Consider the following 15,089-nt stretch of genomic DNA (forward strand, 5'->3'; position numbering starts at 1 on the left):
TTTCGCCCCCTCGGGCGACCTACTTTGCCAAACGACGGATGGCCGCCCCACGCAAAGTAGGCAAAGGTCTGTGCCCCTGCATCCGGCCCCGGCTTCGCCGGGGTTCCCTCGCTCCATCGGAGTTTCAGGGGCCCGCGTTGACGGGCCATCCCTGGCCCGACAACGCTCTCGCGGCATCCATGCCGCTCGACCCCTGAAACTCCGATTCCGCTCGGCCTCCTGAAGGGGCGCTCCGGTGCGCGCGGATGTTTCTCTGGAAGTCTTCAAAAGCCAAAGCCCAAAGCACAGCGCGCCCGGGATTTGCTCGTGTAGGAGCGGACCTGTAGTGGTCCGGTTTTTCTAGACACCGCTATAGGAGCATCAAGCCGCCCGCGCCTCGAACACGGCTGGCGGCAACTGCTTCGTTGTCGAATGAAGACGCTGATGGTTGTAGTAGGTGGCGACGAATCGTGTCACATCGGCTTTGGCTTCGTGCTGGTCTCGATAGCGCCGCTCGCCTATCCACTCACGCTTCAAGCTGGCAAAGACTCGCTCCACCACTGCATTGTCCCAGCAATTGCCGCGCCGACTCATGCTCTGCACGATCTGCAAACGTCGCAGCATGTCCACAAAGCGCTCGCTGCTGTACTGGCACCCCTGATCGGAGTGGAACATCAGGCCGTTGTCCGGGTGTCGCATCGACACGGCGAGCTCCAGGGCCTGGATCACCAAATCCGTATCAGCCACGGACGAGAATGCCCAGCCCACGATTCGCCGGGCATACAGATCGACCACGATAGCCAGGTACAGCCAGCCACGCGCCGTACGCAGATAGGTGATGTCGCCGGCCCAGACCTGATTCGGGGCTGCCGGCTGGAATTGGCGATTGAGGTGGTTGGGGGCCGCCGCTGCCGGCTTGGTGTGCCGCCGATAGTGCTGATTGCGCCGTCGAGCCACCGCCAGGCCAGCCTGACGCATTAGGCGGCGAGCCCGTTGCCGACCCACCGCATGCCCCTGCTGACGCAAGGCCGCCGACATCCGGCGTGAGCCATAGGTGTGCCGGCTGCTTTCATGCAGGTCCGTGACGGCCGAGAGTAGCGGGCTGGGTGGTTTCGGGCGCTTATGACGCGCCGCGTAGTAACTGCTGCGCGCCAGTCCAAGCAGGCGACAGCAGCGCGTGACGCTCATGGCCCCCTTCACTCGGTCGATCATTTGCCAGCTCGCAGCATTTCCCGAACGAAGAAGGCCGTGGATTTTTTTAGCGTGTCACGCTCTTCCTGCGCCTCTGCCAGTGCGCGCTGCACCTGCGCCAACTGGCTCTCCAGTGCACGGATGCGCTGGGCATCATCGATGACCGAACCCGGTTGCTCAGCCCGCCATTGCGAGACCCAACGCCGCAACGCCGTCGGTCCCACCCCCATGGCCTGTGCTGCCTGCGGCACCGAGTAGCCCTGCGCTACCACCAGTTGCACTGCTTCGCGCTTGAGCGCGTCCGATAGTTTTCTATGACCCATGTAAATCACCTCAATAGTCGCGTTAGTTAACTCGCTCCTATCTCGGTGTCCAGAATTTCCGGACCACTACAACCTTGTCCGCGATCAGCCCCGCTCAAGAGCTTCGCGGACAAGGTCCGCTCCTACAAAAGCCGATCCCACCGTAGGAGCGGACTCCGTCCGCGATTGGTTCTGTGTCGTACGGGCCGCAGGCATGCCCCGCTGATGCCAGGGACGGCGCTCCAGCGAAAACCAGCCGCCCACAAAAAAGCCCCGCATTGCGCGGGGCTCTTTCATTCACTCGTCACTCAAGCGTGCGGACGCAGCTCGGTGCTCAGGCCGGCCTGGGCGATCGTTGCGATCGCCTGGTCGCGTGCGGCCTCGGAATCGTACAGCTTGCTTTTCAGCAGTTCTGCACCGGTGTTATCGCGGATCACGAAGAAGTTCTTGCCACCCGGTGCCATCTGGCGCTTGTAGCGCTCGATGGCGGCACAGGAGCTGCGGAGGCTGTCGATGGCCTGCTCGGCTGCCTCCTGTGTCGGATAGGCGAGACTTTCCAGCAGGGTGCCGTGGGCGGTGTTCTTGAGAAGAAAACGGCGGTTGCCGCTGCTGAGTTCCTTGATTTCATACCAACCGGGCATGTGTTGCTCCATATAACCGGTGTCAACGACCTGCGGGCATTCCCGCAGGGTGACAGGCCAGTCTAGGCGCACGCTTGCCCTGTTTGTATGGAAAAGTCCTACGAATCAGGGGGTTACTGTATCAATTTGTCTCTGGAAGTGGTTTCACCGGCACCTCTGGCACCGGGATCAATGACGCACCGTGACGGCATGGGCGTCGCCATGCGCTAGCCGTACAGCAGCGCGTGGGCGGTGTTCATGCCGGCCCGCACCCGGAAAATCGCGGACAAGAAAAAGCCCCGCGCTGGGCGGGGCTTGTCCGGTCAGGCGCGGGCTCAGGCAGCGCTTGCCAGGGCGTCGCGGGTCAGCTTGTCGCGGCTGTGGCCGTGGACTTCCAGCAACTGCGGGAGCAGCGAGCCGAGGATCATGCCCAGTGCGCTGATCAGCAGGCCGGCGAGCTGCGGCGGCCAGAAGGCCTCGTCGGTGTAGCTGTATTCCAGGTACAGCCAGGAGCCCAGGCCGAGGGCGATGGCGGCCATGGCGCCCTGGGTGGTGGCGCGCTTCCAGAACAGGCCGAAGAACAGCGGCACCACGGCGGCGACCAGGGTCACCTTGTAGGCGTTGCCGACCATCTCGTAGATGCTGGCGTTGGACAGCAGCGCGAACAGGCAGGTGGCGATGGCGCAGGCGACCACGGTCAGGCGCATGGCCAGCAGGAACTGCTTGTCGCTCATGTCCGGCAGGAAGTGCTTGAGGATGTTCTCGGTGAAGGTGACCGACGGCGCCAGCAGGGTGCCGGAGGCGGTGGACATGATCGCCGAGAGCAGGGCGCCGAAGAACATGATCTGGGCGAACAGCGGGGTGCGTTCGAGGATCAGGTGCGGCAGGATCATCTGCGAGTCTTCGGCCAGCCAGTGCTTGACCATCTCCGGGTCGATCATCTGCGCGGCGTAGGTCAGGAAGATCGGCAGCATGCAGAAGCTCAGGTAGAAGCAGGCGCCGGCCATGGAGGCGCGGGCGGCGATGTTCTCGGTCTTGGCCGACATCACGCGGGCGTAGACGTCCTGCTGCGGGATGGAGCCGAACATCATGGTCACCGCGGCGCCGATGAAGGCGACGATGTCCTTGGTTTCGAAGCTGTGCATGAAGCTGAACTTGCCTTCGCTGGCCGCGTGGCTGATCACGTTGGCCGGGCCGCCGGCCATGTCGCCGACCAGCCAGGTCAGGTAGACCAGGCCTGCGACGATGATCAGCATCTGCATGAAGTCGGTCAGCGCAACCGACCACATGCCGCCGAACAGGGTGTACAGCAGCACGATCACGGTGCCGATCAGCATGCCCTGGGTGGTGCTGATCGAGCCGTCGGACAGCACGTTGAACACCACGCCCAGCGCGGTGAGCTGGGCGGCGATCCAGCCCAGGTAGGAGGCGATGATCACCAGGCTGGTGATCATTTCGACGTTGGGGCCGAAGCGTTTCCTGAAGAAGTCACCGATGGTGAGCAGGTTCATGCGGTACAGCGGGCGGGCAAAGATCAGGCCCACCAGCATCAGGCAGCCGAAGGAGCCGAACGGGTCTTCGATGATCCCGGCGAAACCTTCTTCGATGAAGGTCGCGGGAATGCCCAGCACGGCTTCGGAGCCGAACCAGGTGGCGAATACCATCGCTGCGACCAAGGGGAAGGACATGCTGCGGCCGCCAGCCGCGAAGTCCTTGGAGTTTTTCACGCGAGTGGACGCGTAGAAACCGACACCTACCGTGATCAGCAGGTAACCCGCTACAAACCAGATCAGCATTTCTTCATTCCGTTGGCTCGCCGGGAACCTTCGCCGCCGAGACGAAGCTCGGGCAGGGGTGCCGCGACTGACAAGTTGTTTTTGTTGTGTTGTGCGGCAGCGGTTATCCGGTGCATCAGGCAGGCGGAGCCGGAGAAACGTAACCGGTTGCGTCAACGGGCCGCAGTCTGCCAAATGCGTCAAATATGTCAAACACTTAAAGCGCTCATGAGTAAAAAAAATTACATGTTCGGATGGGTGGCACTCCTAAAAGATTGATTTGATTGAATGCTAATTGTCGAGGAGGGGCTGGCAGTCGTTTATTTTTTACGGCGCCTGTTTGATAAGAAAAACATCCGCCAGGGCGCTAGGCTCTTGGTTCAGGGAGTTTCCAGGGGCACCCATGTCCGACCACCTCGACCTCGCCCAACTGCTTTCCAGCTACGGCTATCTGGCGCTGTTCGTCGCCTGCGTGCTGGAGGGCGAAACCATGCTCATCCTGGCCGGCTTCGCGGCGCACCAGGGGCTGATGGGGTTCGCGGCGGTGGTGTTCTGGGCCTGTATCGGAGGCGCTTGCGGCGACCAGCTGCTGTTCTGGGCGGGACGGCGCGGCGGGGTGCGGGCGCTGCCCTGGCTGCGCCGGCGCGGCCTGGCGGTGGAGCGGGGCACCGGATTGATCGAGCGCCATCCGCTGCTGGCGGTCTTCGCCGTGCGCTTCCTCTACGGCATGCGCCTGGCCGGGCCGCTGCTGATCGGCGCCAGCCGGATCGGGCCGTTGCGCTTCCTGCTGATCAACCTGCTCGGCGCGTTGTGCTGGGCGCTGCTGTTCGCCAGCGCCGGCTACTGGGCCGGGCAGGTGCTGGAGAACTGGCTCGGCGACCTCAAGCCCTACCGCCTGCCGATCCTGCTCGGGGCCTTGCTGCTGGCCGGCGGCTTCGCGCTCTGGCGCCGCCACCGTGCGCGCCGCACCCCGCGGCCATGAGCCGCCCTTGAGGCCGACGGTTTGGATTCGCCGGCGTGGCGATTAGAATTGGGGCTCTTTCGTTCAAGGACGCTGTCATGAGCCTCTACCAGCCCGGCATTCTCGCCACCCCGGTTCCCGCCCACGCCCGCCACCTGTTCTTCGACCTGACGTCGCTGCAGGCGCTGCCGGCTGCCCTGGATCGCCTGGCGCGGTTCGCCGATGGCGAGGCGGCCGTCGTTGGTTTCGGCGAGTCGCTGGTGCGCGTGCTGGGCCGTGGCATCGACGGGCTGCGCGAGTTCCCGGCGCTCGCCGGGGTGGGCGTGGACAATCCGTCCACCCCGCATGCCCTGTGGGTCTGGCTGCGTGGCGCGGAGCGCGGCGAGCTGCTGCTGCGCACCCAGGAATTGCAGGCGCTGCTGGCGCCGGCGCTGGAGCTGGTCGCGCTGACCGAAGCCTTCCGCCACCGCGACGGCCACGACCTGACCGGCTACGAGGACGGCACCGAGAACCCGCAGGACGCCGCCGCCATCGCCGCCGCCATCGTCGACAACGGCGTGGCCGGCCTGGCCGGCGGCAGCTTCGCCGCCATCCAGCAGTGGCGCCACCAGCTGCAGGACTTCGCCGCGCTGCCCCCGGCCGAGCGCGACGACATCATCGGCCGCCGCCTGAGCGACAACGAGGAACTGGACGACGCGCCGGAGTCCGCCCACGTCAAGCGCACCGCCCAGGAGAGCTTCGACCCCGAGGCCTTCATCGTGCGCCGCTCCATGCCCTGGACCCAGGACGAGGACGCCGGCCTGATGTTCCTCGCGTTCGGTTGCACCCTCGACGCCTTCGAGGTGCAACTGCGCCGCATGAGCGGCCTGGAAGACGGCATCGCCGACGCCCTGTACCGCTTCAGCCGCCCGCTGACCGGCGGCTACTACTGGTGCCCGCCGTGCAAGGACGGCCAGCTGGACCTGCGCGCGCTGCTCGGCTGACCCGGCGCGCTCGCGAAAAGCCCCGCCCCTGTGCGGGGCTTTTTGTTGGGCGCGGGCCCGGCCCGGTTGCACCCGCCCTTGTAGGAGCGAGCTTGCTCGCGAACAGATTCGCCGGAGGCGGCGACGTCAGGCGGTTCGCGAGCAAGCTCGCTCCTACGAAAAGCCGGGCTCAGTGCGCGTCGGGCGCCGGCTGCGGCGGCGGGGCGATCCTGCGCATCAGCGGGACCAGCAGCAGCGTGGCCGCGAAGCACACGCCGATGATCAGGAAGGCGTCGGAGAAGGTCATGGTCTGCGCCTCGCGGTAGGTGAGGTTCCACAGCTGCCGCAAGGCTTGCTGGCCGACTTCCCCGACGCTGTCGCGCTGCGGCGCAAGCCAGTCGCCGAGCGCTTCGTTGCTGGCGTTGAGGTGTTCGGCCAGGCGCAGGAAGTGCAGGTTGGTGCGGTCGTTGAGCACCGTGGCGCAGGCGGCGATGCCGATGGCGCCGCCGAGGTTGCGCATCAGGTTGAACAGCCCGGAGGCCAGCTTCAGCCGCGCCGGCGGCAGCGAGCCGAGCGCCAGGGTCACCGTGGGCGCCACGCAGAACTGCTGGGCCATGCCGCGCAGCGCCTGCGGCAGCATCAGCTGGGCGGCGCCCCAGTCGTGGGTGATCGGGGTGAACTCCCACATCGACAGGGTGAACATCGCCATGCCCAGCGCCAGTATCCAGCGCAGGTCGAAGCGCCGCGCCAGGGCCGCGTAGAACGGGATGCTCATGACCTGGAAGATGCCCGTGGAAAACACCGCCAGGCCGATGTCCAGGGCGCTGTAGCCGCGCACCCGGCCGAGGAACAGCGGGGTCAGGTAGATGGTGGCGAAGATGCCGATGCCGGTGACGAAGGAGAACAGGCAGCCGAGGGCGAAGTTGCGTTCCCGCAGCGCGCGCAGGTCGACGATGGGGTTCTTCGAGGTCAGGCTGCGGCTGATGAAGGCCACCCCGGCGATGGCGGAGATCCAGGTGGTGGCGAGGATGGTGTCGTCGCTGAACCAGTTCCAGCGCGGGCCTTCCTCCAGGGTGTATTGCAGGCAGCCGAGGAACACCGCCATCAGCAGCATGGCCGGGTAGTCGGCGCCGCGGACCAGCGACCAGTCCGGCTTGTCGATGCGCACCATGATCGGCACCACGATGGCGACGAACAGGCCGGGCAGCAGGTTGATGTAGAACAGCCAGGGCCAGGACGAGATGTCGGTGATCCAGCCGCCGACCACCGGGCCGAGCGTGGGCGCCAGCGAGGCGATGGCGCCGATGGTGGCGGCCACCACCACGCGCTGCCTGCCGTCGAAATAGAGGAAGCCGGTGGTGAACACCATGGGGATCATCGAGCCGCCGAGAAAGCCTTGCAGCGCACGGAAGGCGATCATGCTCTGGATGTTCCAGGCCAGGGCGCAGAGCAGGCTGCTGAGGGTGAAGCCCAGCGCCGAGGCGGCGAACAGCCAGCGGGTGGACATCACCTTGGACAGCCAGCCGGACAACGGAATGACGATGATCTCGGCGATCAGGTAGCTGGTCTGCACCCAGGCGAGATCGTCCGCGCCCGCCGACAGGCCGCCGCCGATGTCGCGCAGGGAGGCGGAGACGATCTGGATGTCGAGCAGGGCGATGAACATGCCCACGCACATGCAGGCGAAGGCGGTGACCTTCTGCCGGGTGGAGAGGCTCTCCACCGGCACCACCGCGTCCGACCAGAAGTTCACGGCCGCTGCTCCTGGGCCACGCGCGGGTCGGCCGCGTGGCGATGCGCGCGGGTGTCGACCTCGACCACCACCGAGAGGCCCGGGCGCAGGTCGCCCAGCCGGCCGTCCGCCGCGTCGAGGCGCACGCGCACCGGCACGCGCTGGACGATCTTGGTGAAATTGCCGGTGGCGTTCTCCGGCGGCAGGATGCTGAACTGCGCGCCGGTGGCGGGGGCCAGGCTGTCCAGGTGGCCGTGGAAGACCTTGCCCGGCAGGATGTCGGCCTCGATGGTCACCGCCTGGCCGGCCCGCATGTGGGCCAGCTGGTCCTCCTTGAAATTGGCGTCCACCCACAGCCCCTGCGCGGGCACCACCGCGAGCAACTGGGTGCCGGCGGCGACGTAGCCGCCGACCCGTCCGCGACGGTTGCCGATATAGCCGTCCACCGGCGCGCGCAGCTCGGTGTAGCCGACGTCCAACTGGGCCCGGTCGCGTTCGGCGACGGCCTGCTCCAGGGCGGCCTGGGCCTGCTGCCGCTGGCTCTGGATCACGTCCAGCTGGCGGCGCGCGGCGAGCTGAGCGGCGCGGGCCTTGTCGCTGTTGGCGCGGGCGGTCTTCCAGCTGGCGTCGGCGCGCTGCGCGGCCTCCACCGAGACGGCGTTGGTGCGCACCAGGGTGGCGTAGCGGCGCTGGTCGTCGCGGGTGCGGGTTTCCTCGGCGCTGGCCGCGTCGATCTCCGCCTGGCTCTGGCGGATCAGCGCGTCCTGCAGCGCCGCCTGCGCGTCGACGTTGACCAGCAGCGCCTGCTCGGCGTGCACCGCGCCCTCGGCCTTGGCCAGCGCCGCGCGGTAGTCGCGGTCGTCGATGCGCGCCAGCAGGTCGCCGGCATGGACGAACTGGTTGTCGCCCACCGCCAGCTCGGTGATGTAGCCGGCCACGCGGGGGCTGATGACGGTGACGTCGCCGCCGACATAGGCATCGTCGGTCTCTTCCAGGAAGCGCGCGTTCAGCCACCAGTGCCCGGCATAGGCGGCGACGCCGAGCAGCGCCGCGCCGGCGATGGCCAGCTTGAGCGCCTTGCGGGACTTGGGTCTGGCCGTGTCGGCGGCCGGGGTGACGACAATCGAAGCGGGCTGGTTCATGGCGGCTACCGTCAGGCGTGGGTGGGAGAAAGCAGGGCGCCGTCGCGACGGCGAATCTGGTGCTGCGGCCCGATGGGCTCGCCGCTGCCGGCGTCGACCAGGGCGATCTGCACCGGCCGGCCCGTGCGCGTATCGATCAGCTGCACGGCCTCCGTCCCGCCGGCGGCGTGGCGCTTGCCCCACTGCAGCAGGGTCAGCAGCACCGGGCGCAGGTCGCGGCCGGCGTCGGTGAGCAGGTACTCGTGGCGCGGCGGGTGATCGTTGTAGCGGCGGCGCTGCAGCAGGCCGTTGTCGACCAGGGCGCGCAGCCGGCGGGTCAGCACGTTGCTGGCGATGCCGAGGCGCTCGCTGAACTGCTCGAAGCGGCTGCAGCCATAGAAGGCTTCGCGCAGGATCAGCACGGTCCAGCTGTCGCCGACCAGGTCCAGGGCCTGGGCGACGGGGCAGGGAAGGTGCTCGGAGCGGCTTCTGCGCATGGCGGTCGACCTCGTTTGAATTAAAGTCATCATCTAATCGGAGCGCTCTGTAACGGCCTCCGTACAGGGGAGGGAAAGCGTCTCGGCTAAATATTATGTGTGTAATCTAATGCAGTGACTTGCTTCGCGCAAGGGACTCTCAAAGCAGGAGATGAGCGGCGGAGAGGGCACGCGAAGTCCCTGTCATCGCGCCTCGGGGGCGCGCGCGAAACCCGTACGGCGGCTTGCCATGCTCTTCCTTGTGAAATCGGCGGACTCCAATATTCTTCAGTCAACCTCACAAGGATGTGCTGATGGACAAGACCTGCCTGAAATGCGGATACGTGCATCGGTTCGCCGATGCCCAGACCAGCAATGCCTGCCCCAACTGCGGGGCCATCTACGCGAAGGTCGAGCAGGCACTCGCCGCCCAGGCGCGGAAGCGGGCCGCCGCGGCCAGCGCCCAGCCTGCGCGCACGCAATATGTCCTGGTCTGGGTGCTCTCCGCCACGTGCATTGTGCTGACCCTGACCACCGCCGCGCTTGCCTACTTCTATTACCAGGAGCACCGGCTGAACCGCGTGCTGATAAGCCAGCGTACGAGCCCCCCGGCGAGGCCGATCGGCAACCCGGCGGCATCCGTGCCCGCCGCTGCGCTCCGGCTGAGCGACGATGCACTGCCGCAGGCCGGGGCACAGCCGCCCGCGACTCTGGCCGAAAATGCCGAAGTGATGGTCATCTCCGGATACGAGGCCAAGGACAAGGCAGTCAATGGCACGGTGGTGAATGTATTCATCAATCGCCCCGGCAAGTCCGTCCTGCTGGTGTTGACCAGCTATGAAAAGATCGCCTGGAAGGTGAATGCCGGCGAAGGCACGCTCATCAAGGGCATCCTGATCTCGAGCTATGAGCCCTCCAGCGTGCGCAGCAATCCCCCGGTGCCGGTCTATCGCACCGGCCTGCCCTACAGCTACAGGAAGGACAGCGCGGACTTCGCCTCGCTGCTCAATGGCGTGAACAGGCTGTTCGGCATCCAGAAGGTGGATGTCTTCCGTGGAGAGTATTCGCTGCCCAACATCATCACCATCGACAGGCTCGACCCTCCGCAGGCCAGCCTCACCGTGCAGGGCGAGCAACCCCAGGCGCCTGTCAGGAGCATGCGCTTCGATCTCACCAACGGTGATTTCGACAAGGTCCGATGGTCGCTGGAGGGGCCGGTGGATGGCACCGCGCAGGTCATCCTGTCTCCCGACAAGTCCGTCAAGTCAGGGCAGGACAAACGCATCTACCGGATCGTCAGCCACAGCTTCACCGCACTCGATCCGGCCAGCTCGGCGCAGGTGGAGCTGCGGATGCCGGACAACTTCCCGAGCCTTTCCTGGCCGACGGCGGTTGCCTACGACAGCAAGCGCCACTATGTCACTCTCGTCTCGCTGGGCGGCGAAGGGTTCCTCTATCGCTACGACACCAACGCAGGACGCTGGCTGGACTTCCGCTCCCTGGACAATATCGACATCAACTCGTTGGCCTATGACGAAGTGGCCGACCGCTACGTCGCCTGGACCACCGATGGCAGACTGCTGTTCATCGCCTCCAATGGCACGCCCCTGCATACCAAGTCGCTGCTCAGTCGCATGACGGACTTTCACCGCCAGTACGCGGGAGGCAGTCCGCTTTCCAGCAGTCCGCGACTGGTTCCCCGCGGCAACCAGCTCGCCCTTGTCCAGCTGCAGGGCGGCATGGTCGAGAGAATCTGGTACTACGACCTCGAGCTGGATGTCTTTCAACTGACCTACAAGCGACAGCCGCCGGCGAGCTGACTGCGCTGGAGCTTTCCTGGCGAGACGGCTTCTGTCCGGCGCCGGGACTGGATAGGATGCCAGCCAAACTGAAACGCGCCGCCACCCGGTGCGCGCCCCGGAGCAGCCATGGCCTGGATCATCACCAAATACCTGCTGACCGCCGGAATCGTCGTGCTGGTCTCCGAGCTGGCCAAGCGCAGCGACAAGCTCGGCGGCCTGGTCGCCGCGCTGCCGCTGGTGACGGTGCTGACGCTGATCTGGCTGTACGTCGAGCAGCAGAGCCAGGAGAAGATCGCCAACCACGCCTGGTACACCTTCTGGTACGTGGTGCCCACGCTGCCGATGTTCCTGGCGTTCCCGCTGCTGCTGCCGCGGCTGGGGTTCTGGCCGACGCTGATCGCCTGCATCGTCATCACCATGGCGTGCTTCGGGCTGTTCGCCCTGGCGGTGCGGCGGCTGGGGATCGAGCTGCTCTGAGCGACGCGGCGCTCTTCGGCAACGCCGGTTCATCCTCGCCCTAAGCCTCGTTCATTCATGCGACATCACGCCCCGTTATCCTGCGCCCGGCTGCCAATAAGAATTCGGGATTACAGCTACATTACAGTGGTCATTCTTATGGAGCCCGAGAGTGAAATTCACCGACAAGGTCGTTGCGAGGGTGCTGGGGATCGAGGTCGACCTGTATCAGGCCTACGCCCGGATCATCTGCGAAACCGACAGCGAGGCGCTGCACGACTTCCGCATCGCGCTACGGCGCCTGCGAAGCCTGCTCAACCCCCTGGGCATGAAGGAAGCCTGCGCGCCGCTGAATGCCGCCGCCGGGGAGGCGGGCCGGCTCACCACGCCCATCCGCGACATGGAGGTGATGGCCGCCGAGCTGCAGGCGCACGGCCTGCTGCTCGCCGCGCGGACGCGCTGCCAGGCGGTCTCGAAGGCCTATCGCGGGCTGGATGCGCACCCGGTCGTCGACCAACTGTTCGAGGCGCTGGGCGAGTGGCCGGACATCTTCCGTTCCGCACTGAAGGACGCGCCCCGCGAGCACCCGAAGGCGCACGCCGCCAAGCGCATCAGGAAGCAGCTGTGCCGCCTGAGCGATGCGCTGAACGATCCGGGGCACGATCGCCATGAAATCCGCCTGCTGGTGAAACGCGCCCGCTATTCGCAGGAATCCTTTCCCACGTTGTTCCCGGTAACGCCCGGGTTGATGTCCGGGCTCAAGCAACTGCAGGGGGCGCTGGGGGATTGGCACGACCGGCACCAGTGGTGCCTGAAGGCCGAGCATGAGGCGGACCTGCGCCCGCTGGTGGCGGAGTGGTCGGCGGCGGAGCAGGGCGCCCTGCAGGCGGCGGAGGAGGTCATCGCCGCGCTGGGCGGTCGGCTGGCGGAATTCCTGGGCAAAAAAAATGCTGCCTGAGGACAGGCAGCATTGAGATGTGACGCACCATCGGAATAGCTGAGTGCAGCTTGCGCTTGTTTCGTGACGCTACGGTTTCACTTTTTCGTCATCGGTGTGACGAGTTCAGGCAGGACGTGTGGTGCCTGCACGCGCGAGCGGAGCGTTGCCAGGTAGTTCTCCGCGTCGTTCCTGTAAGAGAAAAGGACTTTGCAGAAGCCCAGTTGAACGGCCCAGCGTCCGTCCAGGTTCTGCTCGAGTTGCATCATCATTTCGAAAACCTCGCTGACCCCCAACGCTGGAGATTCTGCACCCCTGGAGCCGTCGAACCCTGCCCTGGAGCAAGGTTTCCCGGATTCAGCCGCAATGGCCGGACGAACGTCGAAGCGCCCCTTTCGGCTCCCTTCGTTCACACGATCATCGATCGGCAATCCTTCAGAAAGTTGACGGCGAAAAATTTAATGCGGCCGGTCACGGCAGCAACAGCGGACTGCTCCTATCTTCTGTGGACCTCTATCGATGAAAGGGCTCCACATGGAAGTTTCCGGCAAGAAGATGACGTTGACCGGGCTCACGACCCTGGTCGCTGTGAACATGATGGGCTCGGGCATCATCATGTTGCCCACGAGCATGGCGCAGCTGGGGGCGATTTCGCTGCTGTCATGGGTAATCACCGCGGTGGGGTCGATGGCCATCGCCTACTGCTTCGCGCAATGCGGCATCTACTGCTCGCGCTCGGGCGGGATGTCGGCCTACACGGAAGAGGCCCACGGCAAGTCGGCCTTCTTCCTCTGCTCCTACCTTTATTTCCTGTCACTGGCCATCGGCAACGTGGCCATCGCCATCTCCGCGGTGGGTTACCTGACGCCGTTCTTCCCCTGGCTGGGCACCGGCGCGCTGCCGCTGTTCGCCGGCACGGTCGGGCTGATCTGGCTGACCACGCTGGCCAACTTCGGCGGCCCCAAGGTGACCGGGCAGATCGGCTCCCTCACCGTCTGGGGCGTGATCATCCCGGTGGCGGGGCTGTCGCTGATCGGCTGGTTCTGGTTCGACGGCAAGGTGTTCGCCGACGCCTGGAACCCCAACGGCATCGCCACCAGCTCGGCCATCACCCAGAGCATCCCGCTGACCCTCTGGGCCTTCCTCGGCATGGAATCGGCGGCGCAGAACTCCGACGCCGTGGAGAACCCCAAGCGCAACGTGCCGCTGGCCTGCCTGCTGGGCACCCTGGGCGCGGCGGTGGTCTACGTGCTGTCCACCTCGGTGATCATGGGCATCGTGCCGAACGCCGAGCTGGCCAACTCCAGCGCGCCCTTCGCCTACGTCTACGCGCAGATGTTCAACCCCGTGGTCGGCAAGATCATCATGGGGCTGGCGGTGATGGCGTGCGTCGGCTCGCTGCTGGGCTGGCAGTTCACCCTGGCGCAGACAGCCAAGGTCACCGCCGACCAGCACATGTTCCCGCGGTTGTTCAGCCGCGTGACCCTGCTCGGCGCGCCCATCGCCGGGCTGGTGGTGAACGCCGGGCTGCAGAGCGCCATGGCGGTGTCGACCATCTCGCCCAATGCCTCCGAGCAGTTCGGCAAGCTGGTCAGCCTCGCCGCGGTGACCAACATCATTCCGTACATCACCGCGCTCTCGGCGCTGCTGGTGATCATGCAGAAGGCCGGCGTGACCGGTTACCCGCGCTACCGCAACGCCGTCGCCCTGTTGATCGCCATGACCTACAGCCTCTATGCGCTCTACGCCTCGGGAATGGAGGCGGTGTTCGGCGGAATGCTGGTAACGGCGGTGGGCTACCTGATGTTCGGCTACATCGCCGACCGCTTCCTCAAGGGGCAATCGACCCTCAACGCGGAGGGCCGGGCATGAAGCGCCTGTTCCCCCGCGTCGCCGTCCTGCTGGCCGCCATGCTGCCGCTGCTGGCCCCGGCCCAGACCCTCGAACGCATCCGCACCGGCAACACCCTGATCCTGGGCTACCTGCCGGACCTGCCGCCGTTCTCGACCGGCGCCGGCGAGGGCGCCTCCGGCTACGCCATCGACCTCTGCCAGAAGGTGGCGGAACAGCTCCGGACCCAGCCGGGGCTGGAGCGCATGCAGGTACGTTTCGTCCCGCTGACCGCCGACAAGGCCGTGGAAACGGTGCGCGACGGCGGCGTCGACCTGCTCTGCAGCCCGATGGTGGAAACCCTGAAACTGCGCGAGAGCCTCGACTTCTCCCTGCCGGTGTACACCGCCGGCCTGGGCGTGGTGGTGCGCAAGGACGCCTCGACGTTCCTGGTCAAGGCGCTCAACGGCGAGGTCGACCGCAGCGGGCCTACCTGGCGCGCCACGCTCAACCAGGGCCTGTCCGCCTACAGCTTCGCGGTGCAGGGCGGCACGCCGGTGGAAAGCTGGGTGCGCGAGCGCCTGCGCCTGCTCAAGGTGCTGGTCACCCTGCGCACCGTGGACAGTCCGGCGGACGGCGTCGGGCAGGTCGCGGCCGGCAAGGTCGATGCCTTCTTCGCCGACCAGATGACCCTGCGCAGCCTGGCGGCGCAGAACGCCGGCGGCGAGCAACTGATGGTGCTCGAGCGCCGCTTCGAGTTCGCGCCGGTGGCGCTGGCCATGGCCCGGGGCGATGCGGATTTCCGCCTGCAGGTGGATACCGCGCTCAGCCAGGTCTACCGCTCCGGCGCCATCGAACCGCTCTACGGCAAATACTTCGGCACCCCCAGCGAGACTGACCGGACCCTGTTCAAGGTCTACTCGCGCCCCTAGCCGCAGCTTTCAC

The 15,089-nt window shown here is 66.1% G+C and carries 13 protein-coding genes and 1 pseudogene; 7 read left to right on the plus strand and 7 right to left on the minus strand.

Annotated features, from left to right (window positions below):
- Window positions 1-360: 360 nt before the first annotated feature.
- The 3 genes and pseudogenes from AC3B6A_RS12775 to AC3B6A_RS12785 all read right to left on the minus strand — a co-directional run bounded on the left by AC3B6A_RS12775 (window position 361) and on the right by AC3B6A_RS12785 (window position 3,888).
- Window positions 361-1,493 (minus strand): annotated as a pseudogene (locus AC3B6A_RS12775) (IS3 family transposase).
- 287 nt (window positions 1,494-1,780) lie between these two features.
- Window positions 1,781-2,113, minus strand: a complete 333-nt coding sequence (locus tag AC3B6A_RS12780) for a DUF1508 domain-containing protein (RefSeq protein ID WP_488403201.1) — start codon at window positions 2,111-2,113, stop codon at window positions 1,781-1,783.
- Between the two features lie 314 nt (window positions 2,114-2,427).
- Window positions 2,428-3,888, minus strand: coding sequence for a high affinity choline transporter 1 (locus AC3B6A_RS12785; RefSeq protein WP_488403203.1), 1,461 nt, complete (start codon window positions 3,886-3,888; stop codon window positions 2,428-2,430).
- 382 nt (window positions 3,889-4,270) lie between these two features.
- Here AC3B6A_RS12785 and AC3B6A_RS12790 point away from each other — a divergent pair, with 382 nt between their 5' ends.
- Together AC3B6A_RS12790 and AC3B6A_RS12795 are read left to right on the plus strand one after the other, a co-directional pair.
- Window positions 4,271-4,849, plus strand: a complete 579-nt coding sequence (locus AC3B6A_RS12790; protein WP_488403204.1) for a DedA family protein — start codon at window positions 4,271-4,273, stop codon at window positions 4,847-4,849.
- 77 nt (window positions 4,850-4,926) lie between these two features.
- Window positions 4,927-5,811: a Dyp-type peroxidase gene (locus AC3B6A_RS12795; RefSeq protein WP_488403206.1), complete on the plus strand. Its 885-nt coding sequence runs from the start codon at window positions 4,927-4,929 to the stop codon at window positions 5,809-5,811.
- 169 nt (window positions 5,812-5,980) lie between these two features.
- Here AC3B6A_RS12795 and AC3B6A_RS12800 read toward each other — a convergent pair whose 3' ends face one another.
- From AC3B6A_RS12800 to AC3B6A_RS12810, 3 genes are all read right to left on the minus strand, one after another.
- Entirely contained in the window at window positions 5,981-7,468 is a 1,488-nt protein-coding gene (locus AC3B6A_RS12800) for a DHA2 family efflux MFS transporter permease subunit (protein WP_488403581.1), read from the minus strand.
- A gap of 71 nt (window positions 7,469-7,539) precedes the next feature.
- Window positions 7,540-8,664: an HlyD family secretion protein gene (locus tag AC3B6A_RS12805; RefSeq protein ID WP_488403208.1), complete on the minus strand. Its 1,125-nt coding sequence runs from the start codon at window positions 8,662-8,664 to the stop codon at window positions 7,540-7,542.
- Window positions 8,665-8,675: 11 nt separating this feature from the next.
- Window positions 8,676-9,140, minus strand: a complete 465-nt coding sequence (locus AC3B6A_RS12810) for a winged helix-turn-helix transcriptional regulator (protein WP_488403209.1) — start codon at window positions 9,138-9,140, stop codon at window positions 8,676-8,678.
- Between the two features lie 293 nt (window positions 9,141-9,433).
- Here AC3B6A_RS12810 and AC3B6A_RS12815 point away from each other — a divergent pair, with 293 nt between their 5' ends.
- The 3 genes from AC3B6A_RS12815 (at window position 9,434) to AC3B6A_RS12825 (ending at window position 12,335) form a co-directional block, all read left to right on the plus strand.
- Window positions 9,434-10,939, plus strand: coding sequence for a hypothetical protein (locus AC3B6A_RS12815; protein WP_488403211.1), 1,506 nt, complete (start codon window positions 9,434-9,436; stop codon window positions 10,937-10,939).
- A 108-nt stretch (window positions 10,940-11,047) separates the two neighbouring features.
- Window positions 11,048-11,398 (plus strand): DUF3147 family protein, encoded by a 351-nt coding sequence (locus AC3B6A_RS12820; protein WP_488403213.1) that lies wholly within the window; start codon window positions 11,048-11,050, stop codon window positions 11,396-11,398.
- A gap of 151 nt (window positions 11,399-11,549) precedes the next feature.
- Window positions 11,550-12,335 (plus strand): CHAD domain-containing protein, encoded by a 786-nt coding sequence (locus tag AC3B6A_RS12825; RefSeq protein WP_488403215.1) that lies wholly within the window; start codon window positions 11,550-11,552, stop codon window positions 12,333-12,335.
- Between the two features lie 77 nt (window positions 12,336-12,412).
- Here the strand turns inward: AC3B6A_RS12825 and AC3B6A_RS12830 are convergent, their stop codons facing one another.
- Window positions 12,413-12,586, minus strand: coding sequence for a hypothetical protein (locus tag AC3B6A_RS12830; protein WP_488403217.1), 174 nt, complete (start codon window positions 12,584-12,586; stop codon window positions 12,413-12,415).
- A 262-nt stretch (window positions 12,587-12,848) separates the two neighbouring features.
- On the opposite strand from AC3B6A_RS12830, the gene potE reads away from it, so the two are divergent.
- Together potE and AC3B6A_RS12840 are read left to right on the plus strand one after the other, a co-directional pair.
- Window positions 12,849-14,186, plus strand: a complete 1,338-nt coding sequence (gene potE / locus AC3B6A_RS12835; protein ID WP_488403582.1) for a putrescine-ornithine antiporter — start codon at window positions 12,849-12,851, stop codon at window positions 14,184-14,186.
- On the plus strand, window positions 14,183-15,076 hold the full coding sequence (locus AC3B6A_RS12840) for an amino acid ABC transporter substrate-binding protein (protein WP_488403219.1): 894 nt from the start codon (window positions 14,183-14,185) through the stop codon (window positions 15,074-15,076). Before potE ends, AC3B6A_RS12840 begins: the two co-directional genes overlap by 4 nt.
- The last annotated feature ends 13 nt before the right edge of the window (window positions 15,077-15,089 follow it).

This window comes from Pseudomonas sp. B12(2026) (assembly GCF_057767015.1).